The sequence below is a fragment of the Veillonella parvula genome, from assembly GCF_024461875.1.
In the GTDB taxonomy this organism is placed as follows: domain Bacteria; phylum Bacillota; class Negativicutes; order Veillonellales; family Veillonellaceae; genus Veillonella; species Veillonella parvula_I.
The window spans coordinates 312323-338781 of the sequence record NZ_JANGAL010000003.1 but is presented as its reverse complement, the minus strand read 5'-3'; the positions used below and the strand labels follow the sequence as shown (position 1 = coordinate 338781).

The 26459-nt window shown below is 39.2% G+C and carries 20 protein-coding genes and 1 riboswitch; of the genes, 6 read left to right on the top strand and 14 right to left on the bottom strand.

Translation table 11 applies throughout. The annotated features are described in order from the left end of the window. Positions 1–84: 84 nt before the first annotated feature. Positions 85–489: a (deoxy)nucleoside triphosphate pyrophosphohydrolase gene (locus tag NE668_RS07280; RefSeq protein ID WP_120056047.1), complete on the bottom strand. Its 405-nt coding sequence runs from the start codon at positions 487–489 to the stop codon at positions 85–87. Between the two features lie 8 nt (positions 490–497). Beyond that, on the bottom strand, positions 498–3401 hold the full coding sequence (locus tag NE668_RS07275) for a DEAD/DEAH box helicase (protein WP_227037335.1): 2904 nt from the start codon (positions 3399–3401) through the stop codon (positions 498–500). A 314-nt stretch (positions 3402–3715) separates the two neighbouring features. Between NE668_RS07275 and NE668_RS07270 the strand changes: the two genes are divergently transcribed. Then, positions 3716–4645: a DUF3829 domain-containing protein gene (locus NE668_RS07270; protein WP_004695044.1), complete on the top strand. Its 930-nt coding sequence runs from the start codon at positions 3716–3718 to the stop codon at positions 4643–4645. A gap of 67 nt (positions 4646–4712) precedes the next feature. On the opposite strand, the gene NE668_RS07265 is transcribed toward NE668_RS07270, so the two are convergent. From NE668_RS07265 to NE668_RS07220, 10 genes are all read right to left on the bottom strand, one after another. Beyond that, a complete protein-coding gene (locus tag NE668_RS07265; RefSeq protein ID WP_227037334.1) occupies positions 4713–6266 on the bottom strand; it encodes an ABC transporter substrate-binding protein in 1554 nt (517 codons plus the stop codon). 386 nt (positions 6267–6652) lie between these two features. After that, entirely contained in the window at positions 6653–7468 is an 816-nt protein-coding gene (locus NE668_RS07260; protein ID WP_101928478.1) for an ABC transporter ATP-binding protein, read from the bottom strand. Next, positions 7461–8258, bottom strand: a complete 798-nt coding sequence (locus NE668_RS07255) for an ABC transporter ATP-binding protein (protein WP_227037333.1) — start codon at positions 8256–8258, stop codon at positions 7461–7463. Before NE668_RS07255 ends, NE668_RS07260 begins: the two co-directional genes overlap by 8 nt. A gap of 12 nt (positions 8259–8270) precedes the next feature. Next, positions 8271–9839, bottom strand: a complete 1569-nt coding sequence (locus tag NE668_RS07250) for an ABC transporter substrate-binding protein (RefSeq protein WP_024061596.1) — start codon at positions 9837–9839, stop codon at positions 8271–8273. A gap of 153 nt (positions 9840–9992) precedes the next feature. Beyond that, on the bottom strand, positions 9993–10814 hold the full coding sequence (gene nikC / locus NE668_RS07245) for a nickel transporter permease (protein WP_227037332.1): 822 nt from the start codon (positions 10812–10814) through the stop codon (positions 9993–9995). Continuing rightward, positions 10814–11752: a nickel ABC transporter permease gene (gene nikB, locus NE668_RS07240; RefSeq protein WP_004697516.1), complete on the bottom strand. Its 939-nt coding sequence runs from the start codon at positions 11750–11752 to the stop codon at positions 10814–10816. Before nikB ends, nikC begins: the two co-directional genes overlap by 1 nt. 144 nt (positions 11753–11896) lie before the next feature. Next, a riboswitch (cobalamin riboswitch) is annotated at positions 11897–12084 on the bottom strand. 402 nt (positions 12085–12486) lie between these two features. Then, positions 12487–13818 carry a putrescine-ornithine antiporter gene (gene potE / locus NE668_RS07235; protein WP_004697529.1) on the bottom strand — a complete coding sequence of 444 codons (1332 nt, stop codon included), beginning with the start codon at positions 13816–13818 and terminating at the stop codon, positions 12487–12489. Positions 13819–14407: 589 nt separating this feature from the next. After that, positions 14408–15835 carry an argininosuccinate lyase gene (gene argH / locus NE668_RS07230; RefSeq protein WP_119562544.1) on the bottom strand — a complete coding sequence of 476 codons (1428 nt, stop codon included), beginning with the start codon at positions 15833–15835 and terminating at the stop codon, positions 14408–14410. Further along, positions 15835–17046: an argininosuccinate synthase gene (locus NE668_RS07225; protein WP_004697508.1), complete on the bottom strand. Its 1212-nt coding sequence runs from the start codon at positions 17044–17046 to the stop codon at positions 15835–15837. The genes argH and NE668_RS07225 overlap by 1 nt, the downstream gene beginning before the upstream one ends. Positions 17047–17296: 250 nt before the next feature. Further along, positions 17297–18103, bottom strand: a complete 807-nt coding sequence (locus tag NE668_RS07220; protein ID WP_058948111.1) for a transglycosylase domain-containing protein — start codon at positions 18101–18103, stop codon at positions 17297–17299. Positions 18104–18433: 330 nt separating this feature from the next. Between NE668_RS07220 and NE668_RS07215 the strand changes: the two genes are divergently transcribed. Then, on the top strand, positions 18434–18712 hold the full coding sequence (locus NE668_RS07215) for a metal-sensing transcriptional repressor (protein WP_004697521.1): 279 nt from the start codon (positions 18434–18436) through the stop codon (positions 18710–18712). Between the two features lie 93 nt (positions 18713–18805). Here NE668_RS07215 and NE668_RS07210 read toward each other — a convergent pair whose 3' ends face one another. Continuing rightward, positions 18806–19066, bottom strand: a complete 261-nt coding sequence (locus NE668_RS07210) for an HPr family phosphocarrier protein (RefSeq protein ID WP_004695032.1) — start codon at positions 19064–19066, stop codon at positions 18806–18808. 136 nt (positions 19067–19202) lie between these two features. Beyond that, positions 19203–20930 (bottom strand): phosphoenolpyruvate--protein phosphotransferase, encoded by a 1728-nt coding sequence (gene ptsP, locus NE668_RS07205; RefSeq protein ID WP_227037331.1) that lies wholly within the window; start codon positions 20928–20930, stop codon positions 19203–19205. A 318-nt stretch (positions 20931–21248) separates the two neighbouring features. Here ptsP and dapF point away from each other — a divergent pair, with 318 nt between their 5' ends. The 4 genes from dapF to NE668_RS07185 are packed head-to-tail and all read left to right on the top strand — an operon-like array spanning position 21249 to position 26452. Further along, positions 21249–22082, top strand: coding sequence for a diaminopimelate epimerase (gene dapF, locus NE668_RS07200; protein WP_004695030.1), 834 nt, complete (start codon positions 21249–21251; stop codon positions 22080–22082). A gap of 1 nt (position 22083) precedes the next feature. Next, complete coding sequence (locus NE668_RS07195) at positions 22084–23481, top strand: Na+/H+ antiporter NhaC family protein (protein WP_050774475.1); 1398 nt, start codon at positions 22084–22086, stop codon at positions 23479–23481. A gap of 28 nt (positions 23482–23509) precedes the next feature. Beyond that, the gene (gene pfkB, locus NE668_RS07190; RefSeq protein ID WP_101928485.1) at positions 23510–24424 is read left to right on the top strand and encodes a 1-phosphofructokinase; all 915 of its coding nucleotides are present in this window, start codon (positions 23510–23512) and stop codon (positions 24422–24424) included. 33 nt (positions 24425–24457) lie between these two features. Beyond that, positions 24458–26452, top strand: a complete 1995-nt coding sequence (locus tag NE668_RS07185) for a PTS fructose transporter subunit IIABC (protein WP_004695026.1) — start codon at positions 24458–24460, stop codon at positions 26450–26452. The last annotated feature ends 7 nt before the right edge of the window (positions 26453–26459 follow it).

Here is a 26459-nt window from a genome sequence, read left to right as displayed (position 1 = left end):
ATTTATTTGCGTAATATTAAAACTAGATAAACATGAAAAAGCCCCTATCTAAGATAGGGACTTATACGTAATTTAATGTTTAACTTACAAGCGTTTGTATATGGCATCTACCGCATCAATATCGGCAGGTAACCAATCCACAGAATATAAACTATCTTTAGATAACCATTTTGCAGCTTCATGTTCTACTAAAGTAATATTAGAATCATTTTCCAACGAACATAAATAACAGTGCATTGTTAAATCAAACTTTTCATAACCTGTATATTCGATCGTAATAATATGCTCTTGAACGTTAATATCCGCTTCTAACTCTTCTTTGATTTCTCTAATAAGAGCTACATCATGGGCTTCACCTAATTCAATTTTGCCACCCGGGAATTCCCATCCATCCTTAAGATCACCATAGCCTCGTTGAGTTGCTAGTATGGTATTATCCTTTTTTATAATAGCTGCCACCACTTCAATATGTTTTCGTTGTTCACTCATATATATCCTTATCCATTAACAATATAATCATAAATATCATCCCGTACAGGTACTTCGAGTACATATTCTAATTCTACCGCCGCAGTACCATTAGCCATGGAGATTTCTTTAGCATTTTCCTGACCAGTAGAATGAATCGGTCCCAAATAGTAAAACTCTTTAGACTCTTCATCATCTTTGTTTTTTCTCACAAACAAATGCATAGCAACACCTAGTTCATCAGCATTAAACGCGGTTTGTACATCATCAGAAGCAAAGGTTCTCTTATTTTTAGAAATAGCTTTTAGTAATCCTGGATTCTCAAATCTATCCTCATATTTAATGGTATCTTGAATATTATCTGCTTTATGATAATTAATAAAAACGGGATATGTCTTTGTTTCTTTATGGAATTTATAACCCCCAATGTTGAGAGGAACTTCGTTTTGAGGCCACTCTAATAATTGGCAAACCTGTTCATACGTATATTTTTCATATAATGCAAATGGTGTATTACCATAAATATTATCTTTGTACTTATCATTGAACTGCTTCAATCCATAAGCAATAAGCTCTTGAACTTGTTCCTTAAAATTATTATCCTCTAAAGCCTGTTTAAAGATTCGAGATATACCATATCTACCATTGGAAAATTCAATAAATTCACTATCGGCAAATGTCTTTTGTGCTACTTGAACACCAAATTGATTTGTCATCATATTGATGAGATTAACACGTCCATATTCCGATAGGTCTACATTATAACTATCAAATAGCTCTTCGGAAACATAATTAATCACATCATCACGACCATCTAGTAATGCTTGCAACAATAGAAGCTCTCTTACACGTATACCGGTCGTTAATTTCTGAGATATAAAATGTAGCATTCTCTCCTGAACCGGTGTAAAGGATATATCATAGTCCTTATCCTTAACCTTTATCAAGAAATGATGATAGGACTTAAATTTACTAAAAATTCTACTAACATCAATCGAACCATGATCGGCAAAATCAGAAATTTTAGGAATACGACCTAATTTGAAGCGTAAATTAAAATAGGCTTCTTTAATTAATTTCATATCGGAAAATCTTGCCGTATCAATAGATTCATAAATGCGTTGTTTTGCAATTTTATCAAAATGTACAGTTGATGTACCTGGAATAATACGATTGCCAGCTTGTACATAACGACGCAATGTATCTTTGTTATAGCTCCTATCACCAGATAAGGCTAATGGAATCATAAAATTATTTGTATAATTTCCAATGAAATCCAAGATAACTACATATTCTTTATCTTCAAATTTACGAAGACCACGTCCAAGTTGTTGAATAAAGATTATAGGGCTTTCCGTTTGACGTAGCATAATAACTTGATTAATTTCTGGAATATCAACACCTTCATTGAAGATATCTACGGTAAAGATATAGTCTAGCTGTTCATCAATACGACCTTGGTACTCTCCTGTGCCAGTTAATCGAGCAATTGCTTTCTCCCTAATTTCTTGACTGTCTTCACCAGTTAAACATATCGTACGATAAATACCACGCTCATTAAAAGCATTAGACAGCTCTTTTGCCTCAACTCGATTACTACAAAATACTAAGCCCTTTACACGACTACCACTATGTCCAAAATAGCGAATCTTTTCTATAATTTTATCTACCCGCTCTTTTGTAGACAAGTTTGAAAAGGATACCTCCATATCAGAAATATCTTCTTGAGTATCTACCCATAAATCACTAATACCAAAATAATGAAATGGACATAATAAATCTTCTTCTAAAGCCTGTTGTAATCGAATTTCGTAAATAATATTATGGTCAAACAATTCATATAAATCATAACCATCTGTACGTTCCGGGCTAGCTGTCATTCCCAATAAAAATTGAGGATCAAAGTAATCAATGATGCGTTGGTAACTATCTGAACCTGCACGATGCACTTCGTCAATAATAATACAGTCAAATTCCTTTGGATCATACTGTTTCATTACATCATTACGGCCCATCATTTGCATCGTAGAGAATACATGAGTCGCATTATAATATTTAGCATTCCCAGAAACCAAACCAAATGTAATGGATGGATCATTATAAATCCGCTCAAAGCTGGCAATCGCTTGTTTTGCAATTTGCTCCCGATGTACTAAAAATAATATTCTTTTAGGCTTCATTTCTCTCATAGCAAAAGCCGCCGCATAGGTTTTGCCGGTACCCGTAGCAGAAATCAAAAGGCCTCTTTTAGCATTATTAGCCCTTAGTTCATTGAAGTTAGCAATAAACTGTTGTTGCATACTATTGGGCTCTAGTTGACCCAAATCTATTTTTCTAAATTGCTCTGCTACAGTCTTTTGTGAAGCGCGCTCTGGCCGTACCCATCTTGGTTTATACCAAGGAATAAAATCTTCATAGGGAATAGAAAATTTTGAATTCCAATATAAGTCAAATTCTTCCGTAATTTCTCGAGCATAGGTATCACTGCAATGAGCTTCAGAGCGAGTATTCCATTCACGATTTTTCTTTAATGCATTAATAGTTAAATTAGAACTACCAACTATTATCTGATAAGATTCATCTTTTCTAAAAATGTAGCCTTTTGTATGGAATCCATGACCACTACCTTGCGTGGTACAATACACTTTTAACTCAATATTATTTAAACTTCCTAAATCTTCCAAAACTTGTGGACTATTAAAACCAAGATAATCTGTCGTTAACACACGACCACGAACACCACGATCCTCTAATTCCTTTAAGATTGGCTTTAACGTCAACAAACCTTCTGATGTAATAAAAGCTACAGATATTAAAAACTCATCACAACTGCGTAATCCGTCCTCAATGGCAGATAGCACATTACGCCCTTCCCCATTAGCAATAAGTTCCGAAGATGTAGCAAAATTGATTAAATGATTCGATTCTGACATAACGAACTCCCCATATAATGAATACTATACTTGCTATTATACCAGCCACAGCTGCAACGTCTAGAGAGTATATAGTTTTACTTTTAAAAGTATATTTTTATAACAGCTTACAGCCTCATTCATCGTTTAATCGTTAATTATAAATATAAATACATGTCCAAATCTAACATTTTCATCTATTCCTTATAATTATCGTATCTATACGTCTTTTTTGCCACGTAAAGTTGTGATATAATGTAAATAATTACTCTTAGGACATTAGTCTGTCCAAATGGATCCAAAAGAGTTAGTGTGTTTTCAAGGAGCGTGCGCAGTTGAAAAAGGGGTACATCAAGTTAATAGCAGCCATTGTGCTCGGTGCTGCTATTATCGGTGGTGGGATCTATGGGGTGTATACACTCTTATCATCCAATACAACGACAATTTTATATCGATCAACCGTTGACGATAAAATCAACGCCATACGACCTTATATTGTTGCATTAGATGCATATAACTCCTACAGTGTAGCCTATGCTAGCCAATTACAGCCAACTCTTGAAGAGTTGCGCAATGGGTCTCATAATACGACGATTACCTTACCTAAATATAAGGAACTTAAAGCTGCATTAGAGGTAGCAAAACAAGATAGTTCTACGCCCTACGAAGATGTAAACCAAGCAACAAATGATGTCCTCGTAGTACTTGATCAAATTATTCCTATTGCTGATCAGTTGCAATCTTACTATGTGGAACGTCGTTATGAAAAGGATAATTATAAAGGTAGCGATGAGCTAGCAGCTCAATATGTACCTTTAGCAGAACAGTTCTACGCTACATATAATGCATTAGACTTAGCTTTAGATAATCGTAATAATGAGCTTTATAACGAACGCATGACTGAGTATCAGGGAGAAAAACGGGAAAATGCGGTTAACTTTATAGAGATAAATCTCATAACAGCACAAACTATTGACCTTATTGATCCAGATGGGAATACAGACACCCAAAAGGTAGAATCAAACTTACAACAAATTACACAACGCCTCAATAAATTACAACCTGGTACTACACCAGAAGTACAAAATGCGGTAAGAGAGTATCAAGACTCAGTAAAAGAATTTGTTGCAGAAGCACGCAACTACATTATTATCAACTCATCTTATGGCGAAGCTTATACGCAATTATTTACCAAGTATAATAAAATGATTGGCAAGGCCAATGCAGTTAACATGGCAGACTTAGATGTAACAGAAAAAAAATAATATTTAGATAACACAAAGGACTAGCCCATGCGAGCTAGTCCTTTTATTTTTATGTAAGCAACAAACTTTATTTCTTTTTCAAATCTTTTGTAATGATATAGTATTCAGACGGTGTTATCTTGATACCATCAATACGTTTATTACCTACAATATTAATTTTAGGATACCCAAGGAATAATGCTACAGCGTTATCTAACATCAGTTGTTGCGCATTGATAACTGCATTACGACGCACCACTGGGTCGCTACTGCTTTCACCAAGAGCCAACAATTCATCGAAACGAGGATTAGAGAAGCCAGACCCATTAGTTTCAACACCTGTACCCCAATATTGTTTCAAGAACCATACTGGTTGACCCGTATTAGCGGTTACAACACTAGAGATAATCATATCATAATCACCAGATTGAGATAATGTGTCGATAACCGCATAATCTACGATTTTAATTCGTAAATCTACACCGATTTTTTTGTAGTCCGCTTGCAATGCTTCCGCATATAATGGCAATTCAGGACGAGTTGTGTAGGCATAAAAATCAAGTACGAGGTTTTCACCATCTTTATCGACAATGCCATCACCATTCGTATCTTCATAGCCTTCCTGTTTAAGTAATTCTTTAGCGCGCTCTACATTATATTTATTAGGATCGCGTAATTGGTTAAAGCCATAATCGATGGATGGTGGCAATGGAGCCTTACCAGCTACGAACGTATCCTTCATGAGGTTCTTCGCATAAGACTCACGGTCTGCTGCTGCAATGAGGGCTGCACGAAGATTAGGATTCTGTAGTTTCCCTTTTTGCCCCATACAAACAAATACGTCACGCAAGGAAGACATTTCATAGATAGTGAATTTCTTATCATTTTGGAAGATACTATATTCACCAGGTCCAATGTTAACGGCCATATCTACATCGCCCGCTTGTAACGCCATAGCACGAGTATTCGCATCATTAATAGATGGGATTTCAACCTTAGCAAAGCCTGCCTTGCCATCCCAGTAATTATCATTGCGCTTTAGTTCAGCACGCTCTTTTGTGAAAGAGGATACTACATATGGACCAGTACCAATAGGACCTTCCTTTGCAATATCACGACCATTCGCCTCTGCTGTCACATCCATAATCAAAAACAATGGATCTCCTAACAAGTTGGGCAAATTATAATATTCCTTGTCAGTCTTGATGGTCAACTCCTGACCGTTAGCAGTAATTTCTGTATAGTTAAAGAACGTTTTTGCTCGTTTACTTTTAGCAAAAGTTCGTTCTAAAGATGCTTTTACCGCCTCAGCTGTCAAACTATTACCATTTGAGAATTTAACTTTATCATTGATGGTGAAAGTCCATGTTAACTTGTCATCACCTTGCTTCCAAGAGGTGGCAAGCCAAGGCGTTGCTTTCATTTGATCATCAAACTTGATAAGCGTTTCACCTATACCAAATCGTACAACGGCCCAACTAAAATAATTTTCCGTTGGTTCTAATGTGCCAGCAAAACTAATAGCCCCTACCTTTAATACATCATTAGATGAAGCAGAATCTTGATTCATACAACCAATAGTCCCGAGCATAGTCACACCAAGGGTCATACCAATTAGTAAAGACTTGCGTAATCCTTTCATTTATACACCTAACCTTTCTACACACATTAACTATCTATTTATACTCAGATACTCACTATTTTTTGCATTAACATAATCTAGTAAATATAACCTGCTTTTACAATAGTTAATATAAAGAGAATCTATGTACATCACTTCATATGAGCATATCTTATTATACCCATAGGGGTATATTTTATACAGTCAACTATACTATATATTAGGTGTTAACACAATGTATAATTTGAGAAACATTTCAATATATCTATTAAAAAATTTCATATCTTAACTATGCATAAAAATAGCAGTTAGTCTTGAAACTAACTGCTATTTTAAGTTTACCTATCCGATGTAACTCTCTACATTTCAAATTTATACTTTTGAAATTTTGAAAGTAAATTTTCCTATTAAGCTTCTAATGCAGCCTCATCCAAGGTAAGCGGCTTATGATCTTGACCAATTTCAAAGATAGAGCTCAATAAAACCTTTGTATATGGATGTTTTGCATCCGCCAAGTGGAAAGCATCTAGTTCTTCAACGATAGCACCTTTGTACATTACGACCACCTTGTGGCACATAGTACGAATAAAGGCAATATCATGAGCAATAAATAGGTATGTTAAATTTTTCTTTTTTTGTAAACGCGCCAAAAGGTACGCAATGGAGTCTTGTACAGATACGTCTAAAGCACTAGTAGCCTCATCTAGAACGAGAATTTCTGGCTCTAATACGATAGCACGAGCAATGGCAACACGTTGGCGTTGCCCCCCGGACATTTCATGAGGATAGCGATGCATAAACTCACGAGGTAAATCTACCATTTCCAGGTAGTCACCTGCGATTTGCTCTTCTTTTCCCTTTTCAAGAAGACCAAAGTTGTATAGTGGCTCAAGAATAATATCCTTCACCTTCATTCGCGGATTAAAGGCTGCAGATGGATCTTGGAATACCATTTGAATTTTTTTACGGTATTCTTTCGTTTGTTCGGAGTTCATATGTTGAATCTCTACACCATCCACATAAATCTCACCTTCCGTAATAGGAAGCATTTTCATGATCATACGAACCAATGTTGTTTTCCCAGAGCCAGATTCCCCTACAATCCCAAGGGACTGACCTTTTTCGAGAGTTATATTAATATCCTTACATGCTTCGAGTTCACCACCAGTGGGAAGTGGGAATCGTTTACATACATTTTTTAATTCTACTGCGTAGTTAGTCAATGTAACGACCTCCTCCCAATGTTGGTACAGCCTCTTTTAATTGTTTCGTATATTCATTAGATGGATTTTCCAAAATGTCTTTAGGAGTACCTGCATCTACGACACGGCCCTTTTTCATAACGATAATGTAGTCGGACATATACGCCGCTACACCAAGATTATGGGTTACCATTACGATTGCGGAGTTATGCTCTTTAGCTAGGTCAAGCATTTGCATAACCACTTGAGATTGTGTCGTTACATCTAGCGCAGATGTCGGTTCATCACCGATGAGTAATGCAGGATCCAAAGCTAATGCCATGGCAATACCAACACGTTGTCGTTGTCCACCAGATAACTCATGAGGATAGCGACGTAATATATCTGCCCCGTTCGGTAGAGATACGGCTTCTAAAAGCACAATGGCACGACGGTCACATTCGTCATTATCGATTTCAATATGGGATTTAAACAATTCTCTAAATTGTTTACCGATACGAACGATTGGATCTAATGCACTACCACTATCTTGGAAAATCATGGCTATGTCTTTGCCACGTATGGATCTCCATTCAGACTTAGATAGGGTACGAAGGTCATGACCATTAAAGAGCATTGTACCCTCTGTTACCTCACCACCTACAGGCAATAAACCCATGAGGGCCCGGATCACGGTAGTTTTACCGGATCCGGACTCACCTACGATGGTTAATACCTTACCGCGTTCCAAGGTAAAGTTCACATCCATAACAGCAGGCACACCTTGGTACGCAATGTTAAGGTTTTCTACAGTTAGTATGTTTTCTGCCATTATAGCTCCTCACTATTTTGTAATTTTGTTAGTAATCCAGTAGTAATCACTTGGGTACATTACAGCACCTTTCAAGTAAGAACCTGTAACGATATTAGTTTTAGGGTAACCTAAGAATAATGCAGCGCCATCATTCATCAACAATTGTTGAATTTGGATTGCATAATCACGACGTTTTGCTGGGTCGAATTCAGTTTCAGCTGCATCTAACAATTGGTCAACTTGTGGATTGGAGTAACCAGAACCATTTTGAGGGTTGGAACCATTGTTATTAGTGTGCCAGTAGTTAGCCAAGAACCAGATTGGATCGCCTGTATTAGCTGTTACGATATTGGAGATAAGCATATCATAGTCGCCTTCTTGACCCATTTTATCGATCAAGTTATAGTCAACTGTTTTGATTTTCATATCGATGCCAACCTTTTTAAGGTCTGCTTGAACAGCCTCTGCATAAAGTGGTAATTCTGCACGAGAGTTATATACTACGAAGTTGAATGTTAATGGTTTGCCATCTTTATCAAGGATGCCATCGCCATCTGTATCTTTCCAGCCATCTTCTGCTAACAATTGTTTAGCGCGTTCAGGATTATATGCATTTGGATCTTTCAAGTCTTTGAAACCATAGTCCATGGATGGTGGAATTGGAGCGGAACCAGGAATGAATGTACCTTTTAACAATACATCAGCATAGTTTTTACGGTCTGTTGCAGAGATAACTGCAGCACGAACTTTGTCATCCCCAAGAATACCTTTTTGATTAATACGGGCCAATACGACACGAAGAGATGCGATTTCATCTACTTTGAATTTATCATTGCCTTGGAATAAACCAATTTCACCAGGACCGATGTTAACAGCCATATCTACGTCGCCAGATTGTAAGCTCAAAGCACGCGTATTAGGGTCATCGATGGAAGGAATTTCTACAGTTTTAAATGGTACTGTACCATCCCAGTAGTTTTCGTTCGCAGCCATTTCAGCACGTTCTTTAGTGAAGGATTTAACTACATATGGGCCTGTACCGATAGGACCTTCCTTCGCAAAGTTACGGCCATCTTTTTCAGCTTGAACGTCAACGATTAGGAACAACGGATCCGCTAAAAGGCCAGGCATATTAGGATATTCTTTTGTTGTATGAATAACTAATTGTTGACCATTAGCTTCCATAGAGTCATATTCGAAGAATGTTTTCGCACGATTAGACTTTGCAAAAGCACGTTCAATAGACGCCTTTACAGCTGCTGCATCAACTTTTTTACCATTGGAGAATTTCACCTTATCATTGATTGTGAAAGTCCACGTTTTATGGTCTGGGGATACTTCCCATTTAGATGCAATCCATGGTTGAGGTTTCATTTGTTCGTCAAACTTAGCCAATGTTTCACCTACACCATAGCGCATTACAACCCATGCGAAGAAGTTTTCTGTAGGTTCTAATGTGGATGCGAAGTTAGTAACGCCTACTTTTAATACATCTTTGTTAGCAGCACCATTATTATCAGACCCACAACCAGCTATGAAGGAACCCATCATTACAATACTAAGACCTGCTAATAGGGCCTTTTTCCAAGATTTTTTCATTTAAAATCTCCTTTTACAACTACATGTAAAACATAAAAACATTTAACATCATCACTATCTAAAATAGTTGTGATGGAAAAACCATAATTTCTTACCAGTCATAATGAAACTTTCACTAGATAAAGATTCAAATTTATGAAGGTAAAAACAATTTTATCCTTGATTTTTTGGATCCACTACATCTCGTAAGGAGTCAGACCAAAGATTAAAAATAGCAACCACGATAAGGATGGACATACCAGGGAATGCCATGAGCCATGGACTCGTTTGCAAGTACTGGCGACCCTCGTTAAGCATAAGACCCCATTCTGGAGTCGGTGGCTGAGCACCAAAGCCAAGGAAGGATAAACCTGCTACCTCAATCATGATAGCCCCGATATCTAATGCACCTGTTGTAATAACGAGAGGCATAATATTAGGAATGATATGACGTCTGATGATGTCCGTCGTAGATGCGCCCATCATAACAGCAGCCGTTACATATTCCTCACCGCGCACCTTGAGCGTCATAGAACGTACAATACGAGCATATTTTGCCCAACCTACAACAGATAAGGCTAAAATCGTATTTACAATGCTACCACCTAGAATACCAGCAATAGCAATAGCCAATACGATACCAGGGAATGATAACATGATGTCTGCTAAACGCATAAGAACCATTTCAACTTTACCGCCAAAATAGCCTGCTATAGCACCGATGATAGTACCAATGCTCACCATGATAACGACGATGGATACGCCCATGAACAAGGATAATTGAGTACCATAAATGATACGAGATAATACATCACGTCCTAATTTATCTGTACCAAACCAATGTTGGCTGCTTGGTGCTTGCAATGCCTGACTTATATTTGAGGTGAAAGCATCGCCCGGTGCAAGCCAGGGTGCAAAGATAGCGATGAGAACAATGATAATCATCAACCCACTATAGAAAGAGAACAATTTATGTTTTTGAATAAATTCTGCCATTATGCTCTCTCCCTTTTCAATCTAGGGTCTAATAAGATATATGATGCATCAACCAATGCGTTAATACACATATATGCTAAAGCAACCCACAACACAAAACCTTCAATCAATGGATAATCGCGCATAGTAATAGCATAAATTGCCATATTCCCAAGTCCCGGCCAAGAGAATACCATTTCTACGACTGCCACACCACCTAGTAACCAACCAATAACAACACCAAGAATAGTGATGAGTGGTAACACCGCATTAGGTAAAATATGACCGAATAAAATTTTTATCTCACTAACACCGCGAGCACGAGCGCCAATAACATAATCCTTTTGCATTTCCTCAAGGATAACGAGCCGCACTTGACGCATGTATTTAGACCCAACAACAACTGCCAAAGTAATAGCGGGCAAAATAACACCAGACGCAGTCACTCGAGAGGATGCAATCGGTACAAGGCCCAATTTAAGACCGAAGATGTAAATCAGTACAAGACCTAACCAGAACGTAGGCATAGATACGCCTACGAAGGATAGAAATCTCAACACATAATCAACCCATTTGTTACGATTTAAAGCGCTTATAATACCTGCAGGCAATGCATAGAGCAGCGTAAATACTAAAGCCGTACCCGCTAACATTAATGTACCTGGTAAAGCCTCCAACATACGATCTACTACTGGTTTTTTAGCAGAATAACTCATCCCTAAATCACCTTGTGCGGCATTGACGACCCAGTTTGCATACTGTACTACAAATGGTTTATCTAACCCAAGCTGAGCTCGAGTTTCATCGATAAGCTCCTGAGATACGATAGTATCTGCCGTTTCAAGTAACATCGTTACTGGGTCACCTGGTGCTAAATAGGTGAGACAAAATGTCAAAAATGTGATGCCAAACAAGGTAACAATAAATTGCCCCAATTGTTTGACAAAGCGTTTGCCCATAGGCGCCTCCTAAACTCTCTAAACACTAACAACAATTCAAATGACAAACTAATGGTACTAGCTTTTTATATAGCGATGAAGCTTAAAGGCTAGGGAACGAAAAAAGGTTAGTCGCCCGACTAACCCAAATTAAGCACAGCATATGCATACCATGCCTTTAGAGCAGGCTTTCTGACTCTGATTCATCGCAACATTTCGGCCTTCCCAGTTTCCCAGTGACCCTATAATGAAACCTTGCTCCTCATTACAGCTATTTGCATAGTATGGGTTTTTCACCCATTTTCCTCTTTTACGCTCGGTAAATACCGACACTCACTAGTTCATTCATTTTTATCGATTATAAATATACTATATTAACACTCTATTTACAATACATATACCCCTTATGGGTATATGTATTTCGCATATTTTCAATATAATTTTTATACTGATAAAAAATATTGATTAATGATTAAATTCACAATCCTGCATAAAATTATATAAATTAACTTATATAAATAATTTTTTATTATATTTACTGTATATGACGGTATATATATTAATTTTAATAATAATAAAGCAATGTAAAAACTTTATTATAAAATCTTTTTATACACAGCAAAAATTTGATTAATAATAATACTCTTTATATTTTTTCATATCTAGCTCGCATTAATTATAAGTCTAATGCATGATTATGATAAAAAAGAGGCTATTACCAAGTAATAGCCTCTAATAAGACGAGATGTATTCAGTTAATCAATACTTTGTTGTAAGCGGTGTGCTCTGCGTGTATCCCACGCTTTACGCAAAACATAGATCACCAAGCCTATGCTTACTGCCACTGCGCTACCTACCATAGCATCAAAGCCACATGCGTAGATTGCATATAGGCAGTAAAGAACGCCTATACCGAACAAGTAATTAGAGCGTTTAATACGACTTTCAGCTACGCCAGCCATACGCATCATTGTAGGTACTGCCAAGATGCACAATACATACGGTACTACGTTAGTTACAACCGCTAAGTTTACTAGGATTTCAAACTGCTCACGCAAGGATTCGCTTGCAGTGAATAAAGTAAGTAATGTTTCAACAGCGAGTAAAATCAATACACCACGAACAGGAGCATCTTTGCTATTTACACGAGCGAATATTTTAGGGAAGTAACCATGTTCTGCTGCACTTTTGAAGACGCGAGACAATGTGAATTGCCAGCAAAGCAAAGCGCCAAAGCAAGAAATAACCATAGCAGCCATAACGATGTTTGCAATTGTATCATTAAACATGTATACGAATGTCAAACCGAATGGTGCGTTAGAATTTAATAAATCAACGTTAGGCACAATACCTGCCATAACGTTTGTGGACAAGATATAAACCACTGCCACTGCTAATGTACCCGCCACAGTTGCGATAGGTACGTTTTTCTTTGGATTCTCAACAGCATCAGCATTAGCCGCTGCGGACTCAAATCCTAGGAAGCCCCATAAAGTTAGGGAAATAGATTGTTTTACCGCATCATAAAGCGGAAGATCATTTGGGTTCCATGCCGCCCAATAGATAGATGGATCAAACCAATACCAGCCGATTGTACCGATTAATAAAACCGGAACAATAGAGCCCCAAATAGTCATATTGCTGAGTCGACCTGTGAAACGATTCCCTCTGAAGTTTAGAATCGCTGCAAACCACAAGAGCACAATTGTTACTTGACTTGTTTGTGTCGCATTGAGGTCAACACCAAAGAAAGCTGCGCCATAACCTACGGCAGATACCGCGATGGCGATATTAGCAATGATGAGAGATATGCTGTAAGCATAGCTCGCCATAAAATGTCCAGTTTTACCGAAGCGATGTTCTGCATAACCGCCCATGCCCCCTTGTTTTTGGGAGAACATACCCGCTTGAGCAAAAATATACGCTAGTAAAAGCGCACCCACAGCTGTCACGAGCCAAGATAAAACTGAAATAGTACCAACTTGAGCCAAATTAGTTGGTAACATAATGATCCCAGCTCCTAGCATATTGGCTGCTACCATTGTGGTTAGCTGGAATACAGACATTTTTTTAGCGGTGGTTTTCATGTATCAATCCCCTTTCACTAAGGTGAATTTTTTCTCGTCCATAATTCACTTAAAATATATATACCGCTAAGTAAATTCAGTTCGTGCTGTGATGGGCTTGAATGTGAATTTACCGTTTTTATTCTTATTACGAGTTAAATAATAACACCTATGAAACCAAAATAAAAGTACTTTATTGGCGGACAAGGCATATTACACGAATTGAATAAATCATAGGTAATTTATCATCAAAATCGAACAGAACTCATTTTAATCGTGGCAAAGTATATTTTTACCCCATTTTATTCTGTGTATAGATGTAATTTTTCCTATCTATCACGGTTATAGTGTCCTAGTACAAGACTATTATTCTCTCACAGTCCACTATATATGTACATGTAAATACATCATTTTAATAGTGGATTATCAATTAGAATTTTGGGCTTTATAGGTATCGTCTAGCTTTTAAATAAAAAATCGATATACATATAAGTATAATGGGCAATATTAGACCCTTAATGAAATCCTTATATGTATATCGATCTTATTTTTCCAGATTTTATTGATAACTATTCTTTATTTTTATCTACTACTTATTCCGCACTAAGCTCTACTCTTGTACAGATTCAACGATTGCTTTCCATTCAGCAATTTGTTTTTCCTCAGCAACGATAATAGCTTTACCATTATTGCGTTGTCGCTCCACACATTCTGGCGCCGTACCAGAATAGTTATTACGACCTGCAACACAAGCTTCAATGGAAATGGCATCAAGAATATCCGCATCAAAGTGATGAGAGATTGCTTTGAAGTCCTCTACCGATAAATCAAGAAGTACACAACCTTTTTCGATGCAATGATGCACCGCATTACCTACGATTTCATGGGCTTCACGGAATGGGACACCTTTCTTCGCAAGATAATCTGCCATATCCGTAGCATTAGAGAAGTCGTCATCAAGGACTGCTTTCATATGAGCCCCATTGACCTTCATACCACGAATCATAGCCGCATTAATGGACAATGCGAAGTGTACTGTATCAATAGCATCGAAGATACCTTCTTTATCCTCTTGCATATCCTTGTTGTATGTAAGAGGCAAGCCTTTCAAAGTTGTTAAAAGGCCTAACAAATGACCATAGGTACGGCCTGTTTTACCACGAACCAGCTCGCAAACGTCAGGATTTTTCTTTTGCGGCATAATACTAGAGCCCGTGCAGTGAGCATCATCAAGTTCAATAAAATTGAACTCATTGGTAGACCACAAGATCAACTCTTCGCTAAGACGACTCAAATGCATCATCACTAGAGATGCAAAGGACAAGAATTCAACTACGTAGTCACGGTCAGATACGGCGTCCATACTATTTTCGTAAATACGAGAAAAGCCCAAAAGCTTTTGCGTATATGTTTGATCAATGCCGTATGTAGAACCAGCTAATGCGCCGGCCCCAAGTGGCATGATGTCAGCATGTTTGAATACCATCAACAAACGATCAAAATCGCGTTCCAACATAGAGAAATAGGCCATCATATGATGCCCAAACAATACAGGTTGAGCCCGTTGTAAATGCGTATAGCCAGGCATGATAACATCACTATACTTTTCAGCTGTTTCGATGAGAGCCTTCTGCATATCTACGATGAGTTCACCCATTTCCACAACAGCCTTACGCACATACATATGCAAATCTACTGCACACTGATCATTACGGCTGCGGCCGGTATGCAAACGACCACCGGCTTCACCGATATCATCGGTAAGGCGTTTTTCAATATTCATATGAATATCTTCAAGAGCCACGGAGAACGGGAATTCCCCTTTATCGATTTGATTTTTAATCTTCGTTAAACCTGCTAAAATAGCATCTCGATCTGCGTCGGAGATAATATGTTGTTTTGCCAGCATTGTCGCATGTGCCTTGCTACCTGCAATATCTTCGGCGTACATCCGCGCATCAAAAGCGATAGAGGATGTAAAATCCTCTACCGCTTTATCAGTGCCTTTTGTGAAACGCCCGCCCCACAATTTAGCCATTATTTACCTGCTTTCTCTTTCATCAATGCATTAATTTTGAGAGGTAAACCAAACAAGTTGATGAAACCTTCTGCATCAGATTGATCGTATACATCATCTTCTTCAAATGTTACGAAATCTTCGCTGTACAAGGAATATGGGGAAGTGCTGCCCGCAGAAATGATATTGCCTTTGTACAATTTAAGTTTTACTTCACCGGTTACAGTTTTTTGAGTTTCATCAACAAACGCTTGTAATGCGTTCATCAATGGCGCAAACCACATGCCATCATATACGAGTTCAGCGTATTTGTTAGCAATGAGTTCTTTGTAGTGGTATGTAGCTCTATCTAAGCAAAGGTATTCAAGTTCTCTGTGAGCATACATGATGATGGAGCCACCCGGGTTTTCATAAACACCACGGGATTTCATACCTACCAATCTATTTTCAACGATATCTACAACGCCCACACCATAATGTGCGCCGATTTCATTGAGTTTTTCTAATATTTGTAATGGAGTACCTTCTTGACCATCTACAGCTACAGGTACACCTTCTTTGAAGGATACAGTTACATAACCAGCTTCATCTGGAGCTTGTTCAGGTGTATGTGTTACCAAGTACACATCATCTTTAGGTGCATTTGCTGGATTTTCAAGATCGCCGCCTTCATGGGACAAATGCCATACGTTTTGGTCCATAGAATATGGATGAGATTTTGTAGCTACAACTGGAATATCGTGTTTAGCAGCATATTCCATACAGTCTGTTCTAGATTTCAAATCCCATTCTCTCCAAGGAGCGATGATTTTCATGTTAGGAGCTAATGCTTTGATAGTCAACTCAAAACGAACTTGGTCATTACCTTTACCAGTCGCACCATGAGCGATTGCATCAGCGCCTTCTTTTTTTGCAATATCTACAAGAATTTTACCAATTAAAGGTCTCGCGAAGGATGTACCTAATAAATATTTACCTTCATAAATTGCACCAGCTTTTACAGTAGGCCATACATAATCTTTTACAAACTCTTCCTTAGCGTCAACGATGTACGCTTTAGATGCGCCAGATTTGATCGCTTTTTTCTCAACTGCATCATAATCCTCAGGTTGGCCCAAGTCTACACACACAGCAATAACTTCAGCGCCATAATTTTCTTTTAACCAAGGAATGATAACAGAAGTATCTAAGCCACCAGAATATGCGAGTACTACTTTATTTGCTTTACCCATGATAACACCTCATAAACCACTATCTATTTAGACTCATATAATCAATACAATATCAGATAATTGTGAAAGCACCGTGGTATTTTCTATCCCGACAGGCATTTTCTCCTTCTGACAAAAAATAGTATACACCTGTATAATTATAAATGCAAGTATTATTTTTATTCACTTTAATAATATATTTCTTTTCCGAACTAATAAAAAACTATATCTAGTAATCGAACACCAGATATAGCTTATTAAATATATTAAGTTATTCTTCCACAAGCTCTAAGTCCTGTTCATACGCATAGTCTGCTTCTGCTTGTGTAATCATGCCTTGGTCTACCATTTGTTCGAGCACCAGCTTTTGTCGAGCTTTAGCCCCTTCATAGTTCGTGTAAGGATCTAAATAGGACGGTGCATTGGGTAATGCAGCGAGCAAAGCGCTTTGCCCCAATGTTAATCGACTGGGACTCGTCCCAAAGTATCCGTGAGCTGCTTCGTAGATACCATAATAATTATGACCATAATATACGGTATTCAAATACATAGTTAAAATTTCTTCCTTAGAATAGTAATGTTCCATCTCGCTAGCGAGGATGGCCTCTTCTACCTTACGACTCATGATGCGCTTTGAGGAAAGGAACAGATTTTTTACAAGTTGTTGTGTAATAGTACTACCGCCTTCCAAGGTTTCACCTGCTATGGTATTTGTGTACAAGGCGCGAATAATACCGAGTACATCAATAGCTCCATGTTTATAATACCGCTTATCTTCAATAGCGATTAATGCATTTTTTGTATACTCAGGAATAACATCCCCTTTCACCCAATGCTCTTTTGAAACACGTTGATTAAGAGCTATCTGTACTTTATCTCTAAATGTAAACAGTCGTATAATTCGATCCGTACGACTGAGCGTGTCTTCACTTTGTTCTATTTGTTTTTCAACAAGTGTATGAGCTTTACTCTCACGATTTGTCCCTTGAAAGCTATGGTATCCGTCATATATAAACATAGCCAAAATCATGACCACCACGAATACAACTAGGTTTCGAAGGTAGCGAAATACTTTCATTTCTTTCACCTATTTCTTAAAGGTCTGTAATATAAACACATGTAAACATAAGTTTATAATCTAGCCATCTATACAATACCTTATATACATATACAAATATAAAGTATATTAAATGTATTGTATCACATCAATCAAGAAGAAGATATGTAAAACACTAGTTTTTACGTCCACTCATACTACAAATATATTTAATATATCTTATAACGGCACGACACTATATATCTATAAATACCGATTAATGCATATTAGTTATACTTATTAAGTTGTATTAAAAACTTTAAATAGAGTATAATATATGAGATGATAAAAACATGCCTATGGAGGAGTAATATGAAACAGTGTATGGATTCAGAAAATCTGCATCGTCGATTGCGTAAAATCTTAGGTCAAGTGCAAGCTATTGATCGAATGATTGAAGAAGACATTCCCTGCGAAGATGTGTTGAGCCAAATTAATGCAGCTAAGTCTGCACTACATAAAGTAGGACAAGTAATTCTTGAAGGACATATCAACCACTGCGTACGAGATGGTATCGAACATGGTGACGTGGAAAAAACCATTAGCGACTTTACAAAAGCTGTAGAGCGCTTTGCAAATATGGGTAAATAAAAAAGGACTCTACAAATGAATTGCACCCAAAAAATTGGACATAATTTTTGGAGGTGCAGTTCAAAATGTAGGGTCCTTTTTATTACCCTCATATTAATCGTGGTTAGTTGTTAAGAATTCGCTCAATGCAGCGAGTGCCTCGTCTTCGTCAGCACCGTCAGCCGTCAAGGTAACGGATGTGCCTTTTGTAGCACCCAAGGTCAATACAGTTAAAATGGATTTAGCATCTGCTGTTTTGCCATTAGCAGCGATAGTCACTTTGGAAGCGAACTTAGCAGCCAATTGTGTGAAAGCTGTAGCAGGACGAGCATGTAAACCGGATTCGTTAGTAATTTCTACTGTTAATTCTTTCATGATAACCTCTTTCTATCTCGATAGGCGGTGCCTATCCATACGTTCTAATAGATATATTGTATCAATATCAAGCATTTCAATTCAAGTATATTACATCCTATTTACTATGTAATAATCCTATTTAACAAAAGTAAAATTATAATAAACCTTTTTCAGCTAATACAGATTTAGCGTATTCTGTAATTTCTTCTGCTGTGTCCATAGTAAGTGCTTTATTTGCTACCTCTTCACATTCTGTTTTGGAAACAGAACGCAAAATATTTTTAATAAGAGGAATCGAAGAAGCCGTCATGGAGAATTCGTCGAGGCCAAGGCCCAACAGAATCATGGTCGCCACAGGGTCGCTAGCAAGCTCACCACACATGCCTGTAAATTTACCTTGTTCATGACTAGCATCAATGACGTGCTTAATAAGACGTAACACACCTGGATGCAATGGTTGATACAAGCTACCAATTGCTTCGTTCATACGGTCTACTGCCAATGTGTATTGGCAAAGATCATTCGTACCGATACTAAAGAAGTCTACATATTTAGCAAGAATTGGAGATATAACAGCTGCCGCTGGTACTTCGATCATGATGCCAACCTTGATATCCTTGTTGAAATCCTTACCCTCAGCCTCCAGTTCCTCCTTACATTCACTAAGCATAGCATTCGCTTGCTTCACTTCCTCAACGGAAGCAATCATAGGATACATGATGTGAATATCACCAAACGCACTAGCTCGTAATAAGGCACGCAATTGTACCTTAAAGATGTCTGGACGATTTAAGGATATACGAATAGCGCGATATCCTAGGAATGGATTCATTTCACTTGGTAAATCAAGGCATTTCAATTCCTTGTCTCCACCGATGTCCATGGTACGGATAATAACAGGCTGCCCCTTCATATCTTGGGCTACCTTTTTATACTCTTCGAATTGTATTTCTTCTGCAGGCAATTCGTCATTTTCCATGTAAAGGAATTCTGTACGATACAAACCAATACCTTGTGCGCCCATAGTGAGCGCATGTTTAGCATCCTTCGCCTTACCAATGTTGCCGAATAGTTCTACATGATGACCATCAATGGTAGTAGCTTCAAGATTAGCGGATTCGCGTAACCGTTTTAACTCTTCTTGGAACGCCAACGCTTGATTTGTATACTCCGTCCAATCCGCATCAGATGGATTGATTTCCACGATACCATCCGTACCAAGAACGACTGCCTTATCGCCATCTGCAAAGCTTTCAATATCACCAACGCCCATAACTGCAGGAATCTCTAAGGTGCGAGCCATAATAGCCGCATGAGATGTAGGGCCACCTGCTGCCGTAACGATACCTTTTACTACCGCTTTATCAAGGGATGCCGTATCAGATGGTGCCAAATCATGAGCCACCAAGATAACTTCGCCAGAAATATGGGACAAACCGCGAGGATTCATACCTAATATATTGCGCATCAAACGATCGCCGATATCCTTAATATCTGCACCGCGTTCACGCATGTAGGCATCTTCCATACCGAGGAAGATATTGGCAAAGGTTTCAATTGTTTGAGCCGTAGCCGCTACCACATTCATATGGCTAGACTCAACAAGGGATTTAATTCCGTCAGATAAGGATGGGTCTTGAGCAATTTGCATATGCGCTTCAAAAATAGCCGCCTCTTCTGGCCCCATTTCATCCAACGCTTTTTTACGAATAGTATCCAATTGTTTTAAGGTAGATGCCATAGCAGTTGCAAACTTGCCAATTTCTTCTTCTACCTTGTCTTCCGTTACATTGTAATCAGGAATGACAATTTCCTCTTGAATATATCTATATACATTGCCTACTGCAACGCCACGAGATCCAGAAATCCCTTGAATTCGCATATGTGTTCCTCTTTCTATTACGATTAACTACATTACTCTTTATTTTATCATTTCTCTGTTAAACAATAAAGTAATCCAAATACCTATACTCCCTTAAATAACCGTCCCATATGGGGCATTTTTTGTTTTACTATAACTCTCAATAAACGTTGTAAGCTTTCCTTATTTTCCCTTTATTTTGCTATAAATTTATACGATTCCATGCCATGCTTAGGACCTATTTATGATATAATATTATAATATAGAATATATAATAATAAACATATGAGACTTTCACGGGCTTCATGGTGAAAGTCTTACTTATTGATAGGAGACTTTATGAAATTAACGAAAATGCATGGTCTCGGCAATGACTTCATCCTCTTTGCCGACCCACAAGGGACGTCTAAAGACTACACAGACCTCGCCATCCGCCTTTGCGATCGTCGCACGGGTATTGGTGCTGATGGTCTTGCTATCCTAGTTCCTTCCGAAACCTGTGATGTGCGCATGCGCATCATCAACTCCGATGGTAGTGAAGCAGAAATGTGCGGTAATGCCATCCGTTGCTTTGCCAAATACGCTTATGAACACGGTGAAACAACGAAGGAGACTTTCACCATTGAAACCTTAGCTGGCGTAATGAAGCCTACATTGACTATCGAAAACGGTATAGTCACACAAGTTACTGTAGACATGGGCAAACCATTTTTTAAGGCCCAAGACATTCCTATGAATGTAAACATGGATAAGGTTATCGACGTAGACCTCAATGTAAACGGTGAAACCGTAACAGTGAGTTCTGTATTGCTCGGTGTGCCTCATACGGAGGTATTCATCGACGACATTACAAAAGCCCCTGTTACAACACAAGGCCCTATCCTTGAAAAGCACGATGCCTTCCCTGCCAACACCAATGTAAACTACATTGAAGTGGTAAACGACAAACACATCAAGGTGCGCACATGGGAACGCGGCGCTGGCGCTACTTTAGCTTGTGGAACAGGATCTTGTGCCTCTGCCGCTATGTCCTTTGAAAAGGGCTTAACAGGCCGCGAAGTAGATGTGGAACTCTATTTAGGAACATTGCATATTTCATACTTGGAGGATGGCACGGTGCTCATGACAGGCCCGGCTGAGGAAGTCTTCGAAACAGAACTTCCTATCGATTAAAATGAAGTGGTTACAACTTATATTAAATGCGTTCCTAAGGTACCAACAGGGTCGCACACTCATACCACGGAATATAGAGCCCCTTTTGGGACTACTTGCATCCATTCTCGTCATCCTCATAGCCGTAGCCAATAGCATCGCTATTGGTTATGCCTTGATTGTCGTATGGAGCATCATGGCCTACGTGTTCTACCGCAAAGGATATGCCCTAAAAGAATTATTAAACCTATCTTGGACAGGTGCGAAAACATCCATCATAGTGATGCAAATCTTCCTTCTCATCGGTTGGCTCATCGCCATGTGGCAAGCAGCAGGCGTTATTCCTATGATTATCGCCACAGGTATCGATTTAATTGATCCATCCATCTTTATCGTCTGTGCCTTTTTAATAACAGCCATAGTGAGTATGCTGTTAGGTACTGCACTGGGCACTGTAGGAACGATAGGCATCGTACTCATCACCATGGCAAGAGCTGGAAGTATTCCAGAAAATATCGTAGTTGGTGCCATTATTGCAGGTGCTTACTTTGGTGATCGAAACGGTCCACTATCCTCTAGTGCATCTCTTGTAGCGGCCTTGACCCATACAAAGGTATCGACGAATATTCCCATTATGTTTAAAGATGGTATTCCAGCACTCATCATCTCTACAGTGTTGTATCTATTACTATCTCAGTGGTACCCACTCAATTACGAAAATAGTTTACTATCCGATACAATTCACTTTATTTTCAATATCGATTGGACATTATGGATTCCAGTCATCATCGTCATTGGTCTATTGCCTTTGAAAGTATCTATCCGTTGGCCTATCGGACTCAGTGCATTAGCGGCGGCCATTCTAGCCTATACCAATCAGGATGCGAGCCTCTCAGAGTTGGGATGGTATACCTTAACAGGCTTTGAACTACCGCACTATAATCCACTAGCTAATATCATTCATGGCGGCGGTCTACAAACGATGTTTATCCCTACCCTTTCAATTTTTATGGCTACTGCCATTTCAGGCATGCTCGAAGGGGTTGGCTTCTGGAACGATATACGACAACTGTTAGAGCGAGCTAAAACACGGAGCGATGTATTTGCTGCCAATGTAGGTCTTGCTTTCTTAACAGGTGCGGTTGGATGCAGCCAAGCTATTGCGGTAGTTATGACGCACTCTATTATGCGTATTACCTACGCACAGCGAGGTATTCAAGACGAAGATGTAATGCTAGACTTTGAAAATAGTGGCATTCTCATCGCTCCATTACAACCATGGAATATCGCTGCCTACGTGCCCATTGTCATGATGGGTACAAGTTCAACAGGTTATGTACCATTTGCCTTCTTCCTATATCTAGTACCACTCATCTATTGGTTACGATTACGGAAGCAAGATCAACCAATCATACGCTAATTAGTATTATCTCAAAAGGGGAAATTGTATGATTTATACCATTACCTTTAATCCAGCTCTCGATTATATCGTGCGCCTTGATCACCTCAAGACGGGTACTATTAATCGCACCATCCAAGAATACGTTCTCGGTGGTGGCAAAGGTATCAACGTATCTATCGTGCTCAACAATCTTGGCATGGATACGACAGCACTCGGCTTCATCGCAGGGTTTACAGGCGAAGAAATCGTAACACAACTCAAGAAATTCGGCGTGAAAGAAGATTTCATCCGGCTTCGCGAAGGATTAACCCGCATCAATGTTAAGGTAAAAGCCTCTGATGAGGAAACAGAGATTAATGGCCGCGGCCCAATCATCGGTACCGACGAATTAGAAGCTCTATACAAACAGCTTGATGCGTTGACCGAAAAGGACACCTTAATCCTTGCTGGCAGCATTCCTTCTAGCCTACCAAGCGATATGTACGAACTCATTATGGAGCGCTTACAACATAAAAATATTCGCATCGTAGTCGATGCTACAAAGGATCTACTCACAAAAGTCTTGCCTTATAAACCATTTTTAATTAAGCCAAATAATCACGAGCTTAGTGAAATCTTTGGGCGCACTTTATCTACAAAAGATCAGCTTGTAGAAGCAGCAAAAACATTGCAAGAGAAAGGCGCACAACACGTGCTCATCTCCATGGCTGGTGATGGTGCTATTTTGGTGTCCGCTGACGGCACTGTATATACCAGTCCTGCCCCTAAAGGAACTCTCGTGAATTCCGTGGGTGCTGGCGACTCCATGGTAGCCGGCTTTATTACGGGCTATGAAAAGACGGGTGACTTACAAGAGGCGCTCTATTGGGGTATCTCCAGTGGCTCTGCCTCCGCTTACTCTGAAAACCTCGCAACCCTTGAAGAAGTAGAAACACTGCTTTCACAAGTACGAGTTAAATAGTTTTATATTTTATGTGCATCAAGGAGTACACATATGAAAATCACTGATCTATTAAAACCTCAATCTATCCTACTGAATGCAGATCCTGTCACAAAAGCTGACGCCATTTACACCTTAGGTGAATTGATGGACAAAGGAGGCTATTTGACAGACAAGGCAGAATATTTAAAAGCTGTCTTCGCTCGTGAAGAGTCTGGTTCTACAGGCCTTGGCGACGGTATTGCCACACCACATGCTAAATCTGCAGGAGTAAAAGAACCAGGCCTCGCCGCTATGGTTGTACCTAATGGGGTAGACTTTGAAGCATTAGATGGTCAACCTTCTCGCCTATTCTTCATGATTGCGGCTCCAGAAGGCGCCGCTGACACTCATGTTGAGGTATTGAGCAAACTAGCAACTATGGTGATTGACCCAGACTTCAAAGAAGCCCTAATTCAAGCGGCTACTGTTGATCGATTCTTAGAGCTCATTACAGCTAAAGAAGAAGGAAACTTTGACCCATCCGTAGAAGGATATATCAAACCAGCAGAGGATCAAAAAGCAACCAGCATTACCGATGCTATCGAAGCAAAGGCTACAGAAGCAATTGAAAAGGTAGCACCTAAGATTTCTGTAGATAACCCGCATTATGATGTACTTGCTGTTACTGGCTGCCCTACAGGCATTGCACATACCTATATGGCGGCTGAATCTTTAGAACGCAAAGCTAAAGAAATGGGTGTTTCTTTAAAAGTAGAAAAGAATGGTGCATCTGGTGTTAAAGACGCTCTTACAGCAGAAGAAATCGAGCACGCTAAATGCATTATCGTAGCTTCTGACCGTCAAGTAGAGATGGCACGCTTTGATGGCAAACCTATGATTCAAACTAAGGTTGCGAACGGCATCAATAAAGCGGAAGAGTTATTGCGTGAAGCTATGGCTGGTACAGCACCTGTATACCATGCTTCCCCATCTGACAAAAATGGTGCAGTGGCTGCATTCGATGCGGCAGATAACTTTGGTCGTCAAATCTACAAACATTTGATGAATGGTGTCTCCCACATGTTGCCATTCGTTATCGGTGGCGGTATCTTAATTGCCCTTGCCTTTTTATTCGATGTATTCGACCCAGCAAATCCTAAAAACTTTGGTTCCGGTACACCTCTTGCAGCTTTCTTAATGCAAATCGGTGGCGCTTCCTTTGGCTTCATGTTACCCGTATTAGCGGGTTACATCGCTATGAGTATTGCGGACCGTCCAGGTCTTGTAGCTGGTTTTGTTGGAGGCTTATTAGCTAACCAAGGTGGCTCTGGTTTCCTAGGTGCATTGATTGCCGGTTTCGCAGCAGGTTATTTGGTATTATTAGTTAAGAAATTAGTATCTGGTTTACCTCAAGCCTTAGAAGGTACAAAACCGGTTCTCTTCTATCCTGTACTTGGCGTATTATTCATCGGTATCGCTATTACCTTTATCATCAATCCTCCTGTATCCGCACTTAACCACTGGTTGATGGACTCCTTGCAATCCATGGGCACAACGAGCCGCGTATTATTAGGACTTATCTTTGGTGCTATGATGTCAGTTGACATGGGCGGCCCTGTAAACAAAGCGGCTTATGTTATCGGTACTGGTGCTCTTGCAACTGGCGAATACGGTATTATGGCGGCTGTCATGGCAGGCGGTATGGTTCCTCCATTGGCAATCGCTCTTTGTACTACATTCTTCCCTAGCCGCTTCACAGAGGCTGAACGTAAATCTGGTATTACAAACTACATCATGGGCCTTTCCTTCATCACAGAAGGTGCCATCCCATTTGCAGCAGCCGATCCAGTTCGCGTATTACCAGCTTGTATTATCGGTGCTGGTACAGCCGGTGCGTTATCCATGTTCTTCGAATGCACACTACGCGCTCCACACGGCGGCATTTTTGTAGTACCAACAATTGGTAATCCACTACTATACCTTGCGTCCATCGCAATCGGTTCCGTTGTGGCTTGCTTTATCTTAGCACTTGTAAAGCCAAGCTTAAAAAATAGTATCACAAAATAAATCATTA